13 protein-coding genes are annotated in these 13,828 nt (G+C 54.7%); 10 read left to right on the plus strand and 3 right to left on the minus strand.

Going from position 1 to position 13,828, the window contains the following annotated elements:
- The first annotated feature begins 11 nt into the window (after nucleotides 1–11).
- The 8 genes from O9H85_RS11200 (at nucleotide 12) to O9H85_RS11235 (ending at nucleotide 9,041) form a co-directional block, all read left to right on the plus strand.
- Nucleotides 12–1,268: a CCA tRNA nucleotidyltransferase gene (locus O9H85_RS11200; RefSeq protein WP_269881439.1), complete on the plus strand. Its 1,257-nt coding sequence runs from the start codon at nucleotides 12–14 to the stop codon at nucleotides 1,266–1,268.
- Nucleotides 1,265–2,233 (plus strand): biotin--[acetyl-CoA-carboxylase] ligase, encoded by a 969-nt coding sequence (locus tag O9H85_RS11205; protein WP_269881440.1) that lies wholly within the window; start codon nucleotides 1,265–1,267, stop codon nucleotides 2,231–2,233. Before O9H85_RS11200 ends, O9H85_RS11205 begins: the two co-directional genes overlap by 4 nt.
- A gap of 309 nt (nucleotides 2,234–2,542) precedes the next feature.
- The gene (gene panB, locus O9H85_RS11210; RefSeq protein ID WP_269881441.1) at nucleotides 2,543–3,442 is read left to right on the plus strand and encodes a 3-methyl-2-oxobutanoate hydroxymethyltransferase; all 900 of its coding nucleotides are present in this window, start codon (nucleotides 2,543–2,545) and stop codon (nucleotides 3,440–3,442) included.
- A gap of 23 nt (nucleotides 3,443–3,465) precedes the next feature.
- On the plus strand, nucleotides 3,466–4,335 hold the full coding sequence (panC, locus tag O9H85_RS11215; protein WP_269881442.1) for a pantoate--beta-alanine ligase: 870 nt from the start codon (nucleotides 3,466–3,468) through the stop codon (nucleotides 4,333–4,335).
- Between the two features lie 31 nt (nucleotides 4,336–4,366).
- Nucleotides 4,367–4,750, plus strand: a complete 384-nt coding sequence (gene panD / locus O9H85_RS11220; RefSeq protein WP_269881443.1) for an aspartate 1-decarboxylase — start codon at nucleotides 4,367–4,369, stop codon at nucleotides 4,748–4,750.
- Nucleotides 4,751–4,817: 67 nt separating this feature from the next.
- Nucleotides 4,818–5,468 (plus strand): tetratricopeptide repeat protein, encoded by a 651-nt coding sequence (locus O9H85_RS11225; RefSeq protein ID WP_269881444.1) that lies wholly within the window; start codon nucleotides 4,818–4,820, stop codon nucleotides 5,466–5,468.
- A 94-nt stretch (nucleotides 5,469–5,562) separates the two neighbouring features.
- A complete protein-coding gene (dinG, locus tag O9H85_RS11230) occupies nucleotides 5,563–8,424 on the plus strand; it encodes an ATP-dependent DNA helicase DinG (protein WP_269881445.1) in 2,862 nt (953 codons plus the stop codon).
- Nucleotides 8,421–9,041: a redox-sensing transcriptional repressor Rex gene (locus tag O9H85_RS11235; RefSeq protein WP_269881446.1), complete on the plus strand. Its 621-nt coding sequence runs from the start codon at nucleotides 8,421–8,423 to the stop codon at nucleotides 9,039–9,041. The genes dinG and O9H85_RS11235 overlap by 4 nt, the downstream gene beginning before the upstream one ends.
- A 69-nt stretch (nucleotides 9,042–9,110) precedes the next feature.
- On the opposite strand, the gene O9H85_RS11240 is transcribed toward O9H85_RS11235, so the two are convergent.
- Nucleotides 9,111–9,857, minus strand: coding sequence for an MBL fold metallo-hydrolase (locus O9H85_RS11240; RefSeq protein ID WP_269881447.1), 747 nt, complete (start codon nucleotides 9,855–9,857; stop codon nucleotides 9,111–9,113).
- Between the two features lie 124 nt (nucleotides 9,858–9,981).
- On the opposite strand from O9H85_RS11240, the gene O9H85_RS11245 reads away from it, so the two are divergent.
- On the plus strand, nucleotides 9,982–10,428 hold the full coding sequence (locus tag O9H85_RS11245) for an Lrp/AsnC family transcriptional regulator (RefSeq protein ID WP_269881448.1): 447 nt from the start codon (nucleotides 9,982–9,984) through the stop codon (nucleotides 10,426–10,428).
- Between the two features lie 161 nt (nucleotides 10,429–10,589).
- On the opposite strand, the gene O9H85_RS11250 is transcribed toward O9H85_RS11245, so the two are convergent.
- Together O9H85_RS11250 and O9H85_RS11255 are read right to left on the minus strand one after the other, a co-directional pair.
- Complete coding sequence (locus O9H85_RS11250) at nucleotides 10,590–11,591, minus strand: inorganic phosphate transporter (RefSeq protein ID WP_269881449.1); 1,002 nt, start codon at nucleotides 11,589–11,591, stop codon at nucleotides 10,590–10,592.
- 41 nt (nucleotides 11,592–11,632) lie between these two features.
- A complete protein-coding gene (locus O9H85_RS11255; protein WP_269881450.1) occupies nucleotides 11,633–12,253 on the minus strand; it encodes a DUF47 domain-containing protein in 621 nt (206 codons plus the stop codon).
- Nucleotides 12,254–12,517: 264 nt separating this feature from the next.
- Between O9H85_RS11255 and O9H85_RS11260 the strand changes: the two genes are divergently transcribed.
- Complete coding sequence (locus O9H85_RS11260) at nucleotides 12,518–13,822, plus strand: amidohydrolase (RefSeq protein WP_409348126.1); 1,305 nt, start codon at nucleotides 12,518–12,520, stop codon at nucleotides 13,820–13,822.
- Nucleotides 13,823–13,828 lie beyond the last annotated feature (6 nt).

Consider the following 13,828-nt stretch of genomic DNA (forward strand, 5'->3'; position numbering starts at 1 on the left):
GAATTGGGGCTATGAGTGAACCATTGGAGCAGCAAGCGCTTCAAATCGTGCGGGAGCTGAACATGCACGGCTACGCGGCATATTTGGTCGGCGGATGCGTCAGGGATAAGCAGCTTGGCCGCCCGGTCAAGGATTATGACATTGCAACTTCGGCGAAGCCGGAGGACGTGCAGAAGCTGTTCCCCCGCACGATTCCTACAGGGCTTCAGCACGGTACGATCACGGTGCTGCGGAACCGGGTTCCTTACGAGGTAACGACGTTCCGGCGTGAAGGGAATTATGAAGCATTCCGCCGTCCCTCCGAGGTGGAATATATCGATAATCTGCAGGAGGACCTTGAGCGCCGGGACTTTACGATGAATTCGATGGCTCTCGATGCCGAGGGCAAGCTGGTGGACCCGTTCGGCGGCATGAACGACGTGAGGGACGGACTGCTGCGCTGCGTCGGAGACCCGAGAGAACGGTTCCAGGAGGACGCTCTCCGGATGCTTCGCTGTATCCGTTTTGCCGCCGAGTATGGGCTTCGCATCGAGCAGGGAACCTGGACGGCGCTGCTCGAGAAGCTGCCGCTCCTGCGGCATATCGCGATGGAGCGGGTGAGAGCCGAGCTCGAACGGATGATGAACGGAAGCGACCCGCAGCAGGCTCTCCGGCTGCTGGCTGCCAGTAAGGCGCTCCGGTATGTCAAGCAAGAGCTTCGGCTCGCGGACCTGGACGGCGCGGAAGCGGATCCAGGCTGGGCGGAGCTTCCGGAAGCCGAATGGCGCTGGGCTTATTGGTTTATGAAGCTGGGAGCGGATCGGCTGGAGACTGAAAACGATCTGCGGCAGCTGACCTTTTCCAAGCAGCAGACGGAAGCGATCGGCTCGATCCTGGGGGCATATCACGCTGTGGAGGCGGGTAATGGGGACTTGCCGGCGGAGGCCAAGCGCATTTGGGTGCTGGCGGCGCTGCAGTTCGGCATTCCCGCTATGTCCGCGCTGGCTTCGCTATACGCTTTGCAGCGCGATGACAGGGCGCAGCAGCGGTGGGCGGACTGCGGGCCTGCCTGGCTGGAAGGGCTACCCGTCTCGCAGCTGTCGGATTTGGCAATTACCGGGAAAGACTTGATCGAGACGCTTCGGCGTAAGCCGGGTCCATGGATGGGCAAGCTGCTGCAGCGGCTTCTTGAGCAAGCCGCCCTTGGCGAGCTGCCGAACGAGCGGAGCCCGCTGCTCGCCGCGGCGGAGGCGGAATACGAACGAATGCAGGAGATGGATACACAATGACGGATCGATTGCTGGAGCTATTCGAGAGGGCGAACGGCGAATTTGTTTCGGGTGAAGAAATCAGCGGCAAGCTCCAGGTGAGCCGGACCGCGATCTGGAAGCAGATCGAACGGCTTCGTACGCAGGGCTACGAGTTCGAGGCGGTGCCGCGCAAAGGCTACAAGCTGCTGTCGAAGCCGGATAAGCTGGATGTGGCGGACGTCCTTTCCAGGCTGCAAACCAAGGTACTCGGACGGGAGCTAAAATACTACGAACAGGTGGAATCCACTCAAAATATCGCTCGCGAATGGGTGGACGCCGGCGCTCCGGAAGGAACGCTTGTCGTCGCGGAGATGCAAACGGCCGGGCGGGGGAGAATGGGGCGAAGCTGGCATTCTCCCAAGGGAAAGGGCCTGTGGATGAGCCTGATCCTGCGCCCCAGCATTCCGATCAATTTCACGCCGCAGCTGACTCTGCTCGTAGCTGTAGCCGTCTGCCGGGCAATCCGGGGAAATCTCCATCTGCCCGTCGGCATCAAATGGCCGAACGATCTGCTGATCGACAGGAAAAAAGTATGCGGCATCCTGCTGGAATCGAGCGCCGAGGATGAACGGCTGCAGCATGTCATCGTCGGCATGGGGATAAGCGCGAACCTGGAGCCCAGGGACTACTCTCCGGAGCTGGCTGCGAAAGCGACCTCCCTTGCGATTGCTTCCGGCAGGGCGATTGACCGGACCGAGCTGCTGTGCCGCGTCATGCTGGAGCTGGAGCAGCTGTACGATATGTACCAAGAGAGGGGCTTTGCTCCGATCAAATCGCTTTGGGAGGCGCTATCGGTTACGCTGGACAGGCCGGTCGCGGTTGATACGCCGAAGGGCCGGACGGAGGGGACCGCCGTATCGATCGAAGACAGCGGAGCGCTTGTGGTGAGGCTTGAGGATGGAAAGCTGGTAAAAATGTACTCCGGCGATGTCGAAATGAGATGACTTTTCGTAACAATGTTGCTATAATGTTCATACGGGAGGCGGTATCCGCGCAGGAATTGCACTCTCAAGGAACATTCGGCAAGATCCGAGTTTGAGCTCGGGAGTTAAGTTAACCGAATAGCAAAACCCTTATCATGATTGGATTCTGCTCTGAGCCGTTCGGACCGAGACAGAAGGATCATATGAATTGCGGACATGTGACCTTTTAGCCTCTTTATGACGGGCTGGAAGGTTTTTTTATTGTTTGCAACAAACTGATGGCCGAACGAAATACTAAGAGCGCAACCACTGAAGAAAGCAGGTGCACGGATGGAAACGCGCAAACCGGTCACAACAGCCAAATTAAGAAAGATGAAAGAAGACGGCAAGCCGATTACCGTCATTACCGCTTACGATTATCCTTCCGCCATGCTGGCTGAACAGGCAGGCGTGGAAGTCATTCTGGTAGGCGATTCGCTCGGGAACGTCGTGCTCGGCTATGACTCCACGATTCCGGTGACTTTAGACGACATGATCTACCATTCAAAAGCCGTCACCCGCGCGGCGAAAAGCAGCTTCGTCGTCACAGATATGCCGTTCATGACGTATCACGGAAGCTTGGACACGGCGCTTCGGAACGGCGCGCGCATTATGCAGGAGGGATTGGCTAAGGCACTCAAGCTGGAAGGAGGCGCCGAGATCGTTCCCGCCGTACAAGCGTTGGTTCAAGCGGGCATACCGGTCATGGCGCATGTCGGTTTAACGCCGCAATCGATTCATCAAATCGGCGGCTACAAGGTGCAGGGTAAAAATTCCGCACAGGCGAAGAAGCTGCTCGACGACGCTAAGGCGCTGGAGCAGGCCGGAGCGTTTGCTATCGTACTGGAACTCATAACCGAGCAGCTTGCCGAGCAGGTGACGAAGCAGCTGTCGATTCCGACGATCGGCATCGGCGCAGGAGCAGGCTGCGACGGTCAAGTGCTAGTATTCCACGACGTGCTGGGCTATGGAGCCGATCTCCATCCGAAGCGCTTCGTTAAAACGTACGCCAACATCGGCGAACAAATCCGTGCCGGAATTCAAAGCTATGTGGAGGATGTCCGCGAGCGCCGTTTTCCGGGGCCGGAGCACAGCTTCCAGATGGAAGGCGAAGTCGCGGAGCATTTATACGGCGGATCGGCAGAACCTAAAAAAGAACGGCTGACCGCCGGTTCGACCTCTTCAATATAAATGGAAACGGAGTAACTTGAGCTATGATCATTATTCGATCCATTGCGGAGCTGCGGGAGCATATCAAGGCGCAGCGCGTCTCGAATCCCGATCTGCAGGTCGGATTCGTGCCGACGATGGGCTTCCTGCATGAAGGCCACGCTTCTCTTCTGCAAGCCGCACGGAAGCAGTGCGGCTTGGTCGTTATGAGCATTTTCGTCAATCCGCTGCAGTTCGGCCCGAACGAGGATTTCGAAAGCTATCCGAGGGATGAGGCGCGGGACAGGGAGGTGGCGGAGGAAGCGGGAGCGGACGTGCTCTTCTTCCCGCAAGTGAAGGAGATGTATCCTGCTCCCACCAAAACCGTCGTAACCGTGGCCGGAGTGACGGAAAGATTGTGCGGAGCTTCGCGGCCGGGACATTTTGACGGGGTAGCGACCGTCGTGACGAAGCTGTTCAATATCGTGCAGCCGGATTTCGCTTTCTTCGGCCTCAAGGACGCGCAGCAGGTATCGGTTATCGAGCAAATGGTGCTGGACCTGAATATGCCGGTCCGCATTGTACCGTGTCCCACGCTGAGAGAGGCTGACGGACTCGCTAAGAGCTCGCGGAATGTGTACTTAAGTCCGGAGGAGCGGCAGCAGGCAACGGTTCTCAATCAGGCGCTTCAGGCCGCCGAATCGCTCGTGAAGGAAGCTGGAGACGAGCTTACGTCGGCGGACGTGAAAGAAGCCTTGTCGAAACGGATTGCGGAGGCGCCGCTGGCCGTGATCGATTATGCCGAGGTATTGGCATATCCGTCGCTGGAGCCCGTGCACAAGCTGACGGAAGCCGAGCGGATTATTCTGGCATTGGCCGTGAAATTCGGTAAAACCCGGCTGATCGACAACCGTATCATACCCATTCATTCATAAAAAAGAGGATATTAAGCAGGAGGCGAGAGACGTGTTTCGAACCATGCTGAAGTCGAAAATTCACCGCGCTACCGTAACGGAAGCGAATTTGAACTATATCGGAAGCATCACGATCGACCAGGATATTTTGGAGCTTGTTGACATGCTCTCTAACGAGAAGGTGCAAATTGTCAACAACAATAACGGTGAACGCTTTGAAACGTACATTATACCTGGCCCTCGGGGCTCGGGCGTCATCTGTCTGAACGGCGCGGCGGCAAGAAAGGTGCATGTGGGCGATACCGTCATCATTTTGTCTTATGTGATGATGCAGGAAGAAGAGGCGCGCCGTCACGTGCCGCAAATTGCTATTATGGGCGAGAATAACGCCGTCGTCAGCGTATTGAAGGAAGAAATTCATTCCACCGTTTTGTAAGGAGAATGAAACGGGATGGGCTCGCGCACAATGAAGATACAATTCACGGAGCAAGGTGGGATGCCGTATGTTCAAACATCTTTTTGGTTCGATGAACGATATGCTCCACAACACGATGCTCGAGTACCCATCCGCTTCACCCTCCAAGAAAAAAGAGCTTCAGGAAAAGCTTCGCTCGCTCAAGGACATGAGCGACAATTGTATTGAAGAGTGGCTTCTGTTCGAGGAGAAGCTCGGCCAGTTTATGCGGCAGAACGAAATTAGTTCCCTATATGCAGGAGGCATGGATCCGCTGGATCCCGAATTCGCCGGGAAACGAAATGATCTGTTCATTCGCGGCCAAGGCTACTATAAGCTGCATATGTTCGACGAGGCTATTTCTTCGTTCGGCGAGCAGCTAAGACAGCAGCCGGATTTTAACCTGGCGAGAATTTATTTGGCCATGTCGTATTTGCAAAAAGGCGAGGAAGCCGAAAGCTATACGCATTTTCACTTTTTATCCCAGTTGACGGACAATCTGCAAATGCGGGCCATCTCGTATAATGCCATGGGGTGCATCCAAGTCCTCAAGCGGAATACGGAGAAGGCGTGCGAATTTTTCAACCTGGCCTATCGTACGGATCCCAGCAGCGTTCAGCCTCTTCTTGATCTCGGAGTTTGCTGCGAGAAGAAAGGCGGATTGCAATTCGCCTTCGCTTCAGCTCGTCCCGGGGGATAATTCTCGCGAATGAGGATAAGTTTTCTATTTCCTTTTTCGGGCGGTATTGGTATGCTTAGGGGAGAAGGAAATGAAGGGATTGAAGTGAGCAGCAATGAAATTCGCGGTTCTGGACTTCGAAACGACCGGAAGCACGGCTCAGGATCGAATTATCCAAGTCGGGCTTTTTATTATAAACGATCATGAGATTACAGACAGGTATACTTCTCTCGTCAACCCGGGCATGAGTATACCTTCTTCTATTACAAGTCTTACCGGCATTGACGACGCGATGGTTCAGGACGCACCCGGGCTCGATACCGTGATGGCGGACATGGTGCCGTTGCTGCAGGATGCCGTTCTTGTCGGCCACAATATCGCTTTCGATTTGGGATTTCTACAGCGGGCGCTGGATGAGGAAGGTTATTTCTCATTCGACGGCAGAGTGCTGGACACGATGGATGGCCTCAGGGTGCTGTATCCCGGCTTATCTAGCCTGCAGTTGTCCATGGCGTGTCATGCGCTTGGTATCGAGCACGAACGGCCCCATCAAGCGGACAGCGACGCGGAGGTTACGGCGCGGCTGTGGCTTAAATGCTTGGAGCGCTTTCAAACGCTTCCGTTATTGACGCTGCAGCGGCTCGAGATGGTATTTGCGGATTCAGCCAGTGACTTCGGCTGGTTCCTGTACGAAATGAGGCAGTATAAGGAGCTCCACCATCCGCTCGATACCGAAGCGGACCGCTATTTCCGCCAGTTTGCGATGAACGTGACGGATTGGGGCGAGGAGGACGAGCTTCGGGATGCGGACGATGTCCGTTCCATGCCGGATGACTTCGGAACCTTCTATGAGGGGCTCAAGGCGGTGCTTCGTCAGCGCTTTGAATCGTACGAGGACCGGGAAGCCCAAGTGCAAATGCTGGGGGAAGTCGAGCAAGCCTTCAAGCAGGATCAGCATTTGATGATCGAAGCGGGCACCGGAACCGGGAAATCGCTGGGGTACTTGATCCCGTCGCTATACTACGGCTTAAAGCACGATAAGAAAGTGCTGGTCAGCACGCATACGATCAATTTGCAGGAGCAGCTGAGAGAGCGGGATATCCCACTGCTTCATGATTTGTTCCCCGTACGTTTCAAGGCTGCCGTCTTTAAAGGCCGCAGCCATTATTTGTGCTTGCGCAAATTTGAAGAAAAGATCAATACGCAGGATTTCGACGCCGGCAAGGACGACCGGATCACAGCGGCGCAAATGCTCGTCTGGCTGGGCGAAACCAAACACGGGGACGAGGAAGAACTGCATTTCGCCGGACGGGGACAGCAGTTCTGGCAAACAGTGGAAAGCGATGCGGATTCCTGCCTGAACCGGAACTGTCCTTGGTTCAAGAAATGCTTTTACCACCGGGCCAAGAACGATGCCAATACGGCGGACGTGGTCATCACGAACCACTCGCTACTGTTTACCGATATGAAGGCTGAGAACCGGCTGCTGCCTTCTTACAAGCATTTGGTGATCGACGAGGCTCATCATTTCGAAGAGGTTGCGGGTAAGCATCTGGGGACGGAGCTTCACTATTACAGCCTGCTGAATACGCTGCAGTGGCTGTTTAAGGACAGCCGTTCCGGCCAGCTGTCCCAGCTACGTTTCCGGCTGCAGAAGCATCGGGACGAAGGAGACGAGAAGGTCAAGGCTTGGATCGAATCGATCGACCGGACTTGCGAAGCGCTCATCGAGATCAAGGAGGAATGGGACCAGCTGACGGATCTGATGTATCAGCTTCTTCTCTCCCGCAGCGAAGCCTCGGCCGAAGGGAACCAGATGGTGCTGCGCGTCAAGAAGGAAGCGCTCCCTTATGGGTGGGATAAGCTTCAGGGCATTGAGGAGAAAATGCATCATGCCTTTAACGACGCCTCCAAACGGTTGGACCGGCTGATTGGGGACCTAAAGGACGTGCAGGAGGTTTACGATGTGCAGAGCCTGGTCACCGATCTCGGGGGAACGGCGAAGGAGCTGGCAAGGCATCGGGACGATTTGCGGTCCTTTATGACGATTCCCGATGACAATACGGTCTATTGGGTCGAAGCAGGACAAAATAATAAAGGACGTTCCGTACAGCTGTTCAGCGTGCCGATCGATGTCAGCGCGCTGCTGCAGCAATATTTCTTCGATGCAAAAGACAGCGTCATTATGACGTCGGCGACGCTTTCCGTAGGCAAATCGTTCGACTATACATGCGAGCAGCTCGGGCTTCAGCCGGAGGAGAAGAACGGCAAATTGAAGACGGTACAGCTGCCTTCGCCCTTCAATTACAGAGAGCAGGCGCTGGTGGCTATTCCGAGGGACTTCCCGACGCTGCGCGGGGGAGCGGCCGGGGAGAAGGAGTTCGTCGACAAGCTCATTCCGTCCCTTGCCGAGGTGGCGCTTCAAACCAGAGGACGCATGCTGGTGCTGTTCACCTCCAACCGGATGCTGAAAGCGGTGCATGCCGGGCTGAAGGATTTGCTCGTCTCCTTCGGCATCGGGGTACTCGGTCAGGGCGTTGACAGCAGCAACCGCAGCAAGCTGACCCGGCTTTTCCAGAGCACGCCGGCCTGCGTTCTGCTGGGGACGAGCAGCTTCTGGGAAGGCGTCGACATTCCGGGTGATGCGCTCACCTGCCTTGCGATCGTGCGCCTGCCCTTCCAGCCTCCGAATCATCCGCTGGTCGAGGCGAAGACGGAGAATCTGAAAAAGCGGAACCTGAACGCCTTCATGAAGCTTTCCGTGCCGCAGGCCGTCATCCGGTTCAAGCAGGGGTTCGGACGGCTCGTCCGCACCGCATCGGATAAAGGCATCGTCATTATTTACGATACGAGGGTCATTGATACGACTTATGGGAAATATTTCTTATATTCGCTGCCGGGACCGAAAATCGAGCATATGAATACAAGCCAGCTGGTACCAAGAATAAAGCAGTGGATGGGTGAGAATGAAGCATGAAAACGATCAAAATTTCAGAAGCGGTCGTCCGTCGGCTGCCGATTTATCTTCGCTTCCTAAATGAGCTCAGCAAGAAAAACGTCACTACCGTCTCCTCACAGGATTTAGGGGTGAAGCTGGATTTGAACCCGGCGCAGATTCGAAAGGACCTTGCGTACTTCGGGGAATTCGGTAAAAAAGGTATCGGCTACGACGTCGATTATTTAATCGAGAAAATCAGGCAGATCCTCAAGCTCGACAAGGTGATTCCGGTTGCCTTGGTCGGGGCCGGCAATCTGGGGCGTGCTCTGTGCAATTATAACGCTTATTTGAAGGATCATATGAAGATTGTCGCCGTCTTCGACGCGCACGCTTCCAAGGTAGGGGAATCGATCAACAACCTGAAGGTGAAGCCGATGGAGGAGCTGAAGGAAACGATCGAGGCGCTGCATGTGCGGATCGGCATCATTACCGTTCCCGCGGCGGAGGCCCAGTCGGTGGCGAATCAGTTCGTCGAAGCGGGCGTCGAAGCGATCCTGAACTTTGCACCGATCATCATTAAAGTGCCGGGAGAGGTCCGGGTGCATCATGCGGACTTTACGACCGAGCTGCAAAGCCTCGCTTATTATTTGGATTAAGTAAGCTGCGCAAAGCAAGGCCCGGGGCCGCCAACGGCCCGGGCTTATTTTCGTTTCTACCTCTATCGTTCAAAGCCATTCCCCGTCTTGCGGAATGTCCACCTGAGCGATGCAGCCCGCGGCCGTTAACCGTGCACGGAGCCCCTCCCGCGTTTCCAGACAATGATTGATCGCTTCCAGATGAACCGCGATGATTCGCGAATACGGGGCTAGGCGGCAGACGCGCTGGATGTCTTCCGCGTTCATCGTGATCGGATCGCCCTCAAGGAACCGGGCTCCGCCCGCATTGACGACAATGATCTCCGGTTGGTAAGCTTGAATGGCCTGCTCCACTTCGAGACAATATACCGTATCTCCGGCAATATAGAGCGTCGGCTCGCCATCCGCCTTCAGCACGAAGCCCGAGACCGGTCCCATAGCGACGGCAATGTCTCCTGTCCCGTGCCGGCCGGAAGTGCGGCGGATCCCGATGTGCTTCCATTCCAAAGCGGCTTCGACGGGAAGCACGTTCTTGAAGCCCTGATTTTTGAGTAGGTCTTCGTTGTCCGGTTGACAGACGAGAGGAGTTTCATGGGGAAGAAGGGAAGCGGCCGCTTCATCCCAATGATCTCTATGCACGTGGGTAACAAGGATCAAATCCGGGTGTATCAGTTCTTCCACAGGAACGGGCAGCTCTACAAGCGGATTGCGCCGATCATTGGACGTCCTCGGGATAGGAGGGTACACGCCCGCTCCCCCGAGCAGAGGATCAACCAGAATGTCGGCTCCCCCATAATGGACTCGTAGTGTGGCATTGCGGATCAACTGCAGTTTCATTAAGGTATCATTCCCTTCAGCTTAGGTCATAGAACCATTGTAAGCCAATAGCGAAAGGGAGAGAAGCAGCGCGTGAAAAGGATCGCTTCGTTTTATTTTCACAATGAAAAGGATGTTGTATCGAATGACTACAAGCTTTCCTGACGAGATCGACATGGAAATTATTCGAAATTTGATGGAGGATTCGACGTTATCCCATAAAGAGATCGGTCAAAGGGTTCATTTGACTGGGCAGGCGGTGGGAGCCCGGGTACGCAAGCTGGAGGATATGGGAGTCATCGACGGATATACGCTGAAATGGAATCCGGAGAAGCTTGGTTTAACGGTCCTGGCGCTTGTCACCGTATTTATGAAACTGGATGCGTCCCACGCCCGGTTTCAATCGTTCTTGAGAAGGGAAGAAAAGGTGGAGGAGGCCCACCGGGTCAGCGGTGAGGGCTGTTATTGGCTCAAGGTCCGCGTGGCGGATCATGAGGCGTTGAACGCGTTTCTGGATGAATTGCTGCATTACGGCAATTACAGGGTCAGTCTGTCCATCGGCGCAATCAAGCCGGACTGGGAACAACGGTAGCGTCATCGGAACCTAACCAGGATAAACGGCTACGCCGTCCTTGTCTTACAAGGACCAGCGCGTTTACCAAGGTTGATGCGAAGCTATAAGTTGCGAAAACTTATAAAGTCTTATCAACTCAAAAAGCCCGGATCCGATAGCAGCGGGATCCAGGCTTGTCCTCAGGAGGAAAAAACAAAAATGATTTTATAAATCAGGTAGGCAAGCACCATGCTGATCGGAATCGTGATGATCCAAGTCATGACCATGCGGGTGACGGTGGACCATTTCACATCATGGAACCTCATGACCGTCCCAGTCCCGATAATGGAGGAAGAGATGACGTGCGTCGTCGATAAAGGCATGCCGAGCGCCGTAGATGTTTGGATGACGATGGATGAATTCAAATCGGAAGCGAAGCCGTTAATCGGTTCGATCTTCAGAAGATTCTTGCTCATGGTCTTGATGATGCGCCAGCCGCCGATCGAGGTGCCGAGGCCCATGGCGGTCGCCGCGCAAACTTTTACCCAAAGCGGCACGTCCAGTGTCGTCTTATATCCGAGCGCCACGAGCGCGAAAACGATAATGCCCATCGCTTTCTGGGCGTCGTTGCCCCCGTGCGAGAAGGAGAGCAGCCCGGCGGAGAACACCTGAAACACTTTGAACGTCCGGTTCAATTTGCTTCGCGAGGTGTTGCCGCTGATAATAATGATGCGCCGGATGATCCACATGATGATGAAGCCTGTAGCGAATGCAACGATCGGAGATAATATGAGAATCGTAATGATTTCCTTCAAGCCGCCCCAGTTCAGCGCCTTCGTTCCCGCACCCGCGATAACGCTGCCCGCCAGCGCGCCGATCAAGGTGTGCGAGGAGGAGGAAGGAATGCCGTAATACCAGGTGATCAGATTCCAGATGATGGCGGTAATCAGCGCGGCGACGACGATTTCCATCCCGTGGGGAATGGTGGCCGGGTTGGCGACTTTACCGCCCACCGTTTTCGCGACCTCCGAAGAGAAGACGGCGCCGACAAAGTTCAGGATGGCCGCAAAAAAAACAGCGATCCGCGGAGACAAGGCCCGGGTGGAGATGGACGTCGCGATCGCATTAGCCGTATCGTGAAAACCGTTGATGAAGTCGAATAAGAGCGCCAAAATAACGATAATGATTAGAGTGGTTAGCATAATGTCCTCCTGAAATGCTAGGTATTCCCGGGCAAACGGAATTACGAATACCTAAGCACGACGCTCTCCAGAATGTTGGCGACATCTTCGCAGGCATCCGTAGTCTGCTCCAGGCGCTCATACAATTCCTTCAGCTTGAAATCGGTATAAGGGTCTTTCGGCTTCATGAAAATTTCGCGGATGCCCTCCCTCATGAGACGATCCGCTTCGTTCTCCAAGCTGTTGATCTGAACGGTATGCTCGGTGATTTGCATATATTTCTTTTTGGCAAGAAGCTTGAAGGCATCCAGTATATGCTGGCAGCTGGCGACGATGACCGCGGAAAATTCCTTCATATATTTGTCGGAGACGGAAATGTTCAAATAATCGAAACGCGCGATCGTCGCTTCGATTCCGTCCATAACGTCATCTACTTTGGAGGCCAATTCCATAATATCTTCCCGGTCAAGCGGAGTAATGAACACCTTGTTTAAGCCTTTGAAAATTTCGTGGGTAATCTGATCGCCTTTATTCTCCAGCTCTTTCAACTGCGGGTAAAAGGTCGCCGGCGGCTCGTCACCCATGACGGCATTGCGGAACATCTGGGCCGCATGGAGGGTATTCTCCGACGCTTTAATCAGCAGCAGCAAGAAGTCGGTGTCGTTTTTTTTCGTGAAAAGCATGTTTTGGCCTCCCAGGTTTATAAGCATTTGCAAAATATTAATAATTCGGCGTTAAAAAAGGGTGTTATTCCAAAGCCCCTTAACACCAAAAATAAAAATAACACAATGACGCAAAGAAAAGCAATCAAAGTTTATCCAATCTAGAATATGCCAAGCTTCTTCCTAATATGTGGATTCTGCCATGAAGGGCAAGGCGTCGGCTTGATTTTGGCCTGCTGAAGATGTACAGTGGAAACGGACGGGATATAAGGAATGGAAGGACGGATGAAGTTGAAGAGAGCTCGGATCGACAACGGCATTTTTATTACATTAAATGAAGAGAAACCGCTGATTCACGGTTACATGGTAATCGAAGGAAATACCATTACATATATCGGAGAGCAGGAGCCTCCAGCGGATACGGTCTACGATGAGGTCGTCGACGGCAGACACAGGCTTTATATGCCGGGCTTCGTCAATACGCACGGTCATGCGGCGATGTCGCTGCTGCGCGGATATGGCGATGACATGGCGCTTCAGGTATGGCTGCAGGAGAAGATGTGGCCGATGGAAGGGAAATTCACCGGTCAGGATGTACGGACGGGAACGATGCTGTCGCTGCTGGAAATGCTCAAGACCGGCACGACGACCTTCGTCGATATGTACGACCATATGGACCAGGTGGCGGAAGTGTCGGCGGAGGCCGGTATACGCGCTTGCCTGACCCGGGGTGTCATCGGTCTCTGCCCCCGTGAGGTGCAGGATGCGAAGCTTGCCGAAGCGGTCCAGTTCGCCAAAACCTGGCACAACCAGGCGGAAGGCCGGATTACGACCATGATGTCGCCTCATTCGCCTTATACTTGCCCGCCGGACTATATCGAGCGCATCGTGCAGGCGGCCCATGATCTGGATCTGCCGATCCATACGCACATGTCGGAAACAGCGCGCGAGGTGCAGGAGAACGTCGACCAATACGGAGCACGGCCTGTAGCTCATCTCGAGAAGCTAGGTGTCTTTTCCCGTCCGACGTTGCTGGCTCATGGCGTTCATTTGACGGACGAGGAAATCGCCGTGCTCAAGAACTACGGTGTTAGGATCAGCCATAACCCGGGAAGCAATCTGAAGCTGGCCAGCGGCGTGGCCCGCGTTCCGGAGCTCCTGCAGGCCGGTGTGCTCGTATCGCTCGGAACCGACGGCGCTGCCAGCAACAACAACCTCGACATGCTCGAAGAGATTCGGCTCGCCGCGATGCTTCACAAAGGGGTGTCGGGCGATCCGGTAGCCGTTCCTGCGTGGGAAGCGCTCAAGATGGGGACGCTGAACGGAGCGCGCTCCATCTGGCTCGGCGACGTAGGCGCACTGCAGCCTGGCATGAAAGCTGACCTGATTGCGCTGGATATTGATCAGCCGCATTATTTCCCGCGGACTAATTTCATTTCGCATGTGGTATATGCCGCTTCCTCACGCGATGTAACGGATGTTTGCATTGACGGCCGCTGGGTCGTTCGGGGCGGGGTATGCCTGACGATTGACGAAGAGAAAGTAAAATTCGATGCGCAGCGCTGCTTTGAAAGGCTGACAGCCGGCTAGTCCGCG

The sequence above is a fragment of the Paenibacillus gyeongsangnamensis genome, from assembly GCF_027533625.1.
Lineage (GTDB): Bacteria > Bacillota > Bacilli > Paenibacillales > NBRC-103111 > Paenibacillus_G > Paenibacillus_G gyeongsangnamensis.

Bases quoted from the DNA above. Each gene is read 5' to 3' on its own strand.
- O9H85_RS11235 (WP_269881446.1), top strand. From the start codon at position 8,421: ATGAAAACGATCAAAATTTCAGAAGCGGTCGTCCGTCGGCTGCCGATT.
- O9H85_RS11205 (WP_269881440.1), top strand. From the start codon at position 1,265: ATGACGGATCGATTGCTGGAGCTATTCGAGAGGGCGAACGGCGAATTT.
- O9H85_RS11250 (WP_269881449.1), bottom strand. From the start codon at position 11,591: ATGCTAACCACTCTAATCATTATCGTTATTTTGGCGCTCTTATTCGAC.
- O9H85_RS11255 (WP_269881450.1), bottom strand. From the start codon at position 12,253: ATGCTTTTCACGAAAAAAAACGACACCGACTTCTTGCTGCTGCTGATT.
- panC (WP_269881442.1), top strand. From the start codon at position 3,466: ATGATCATTATTCGATCCATTGCGGAGCTGCGGGAGCATATCAAGGCG.
- O9H85_RS11200 (WP_269881439.1), top strand. From the start codon at position 12: ATGAGTGAACCATTGGAGCAGCAAGCGCTTCAAATCGTGCGGGAGCTG.
- dinG (WP_269881445.1), top strand. From the start codon at position 5,563: ATGAAATTCGCGGTTCTGGACTTCGAAACGACCGGAAGCACGGCTCAG.
- O9H85_RS11245 (WP_269881448.1), top strand. From the start codon at position 9,982: ATGACTACAAGCTTTCCTGACGAGATCGACATGGAAATTATTCGAAAT.
- O9H85_RS11260 (WP_409348126.1), top strand. From the start codon at position 12,518: ATGAAGTTGAAGAGAGCTCGGATCGACAACGGCATTTTTATTACATTA.
- O9H85_RS11240 (WP_269881447.1), bottom strand. From the start codon at position 9,857: ATGAAACTGCAGTTGATCCGCAATGCCACACTACGAGTCCATTATGGG.
- O9H85_RS11225 (WP_269881444.1), top strand. From the start codon at position 4,818: ATGTTCAAACATCTTTTTGGTTCGATGAACGATATGCTCCACAACACG.
- panB (WP_269881441.1), top strand. From the start codon at position 2,543: ATGGAAACGCGCAAACCGGTCACAACAGCCAAATTAAGAAAGATGAAA.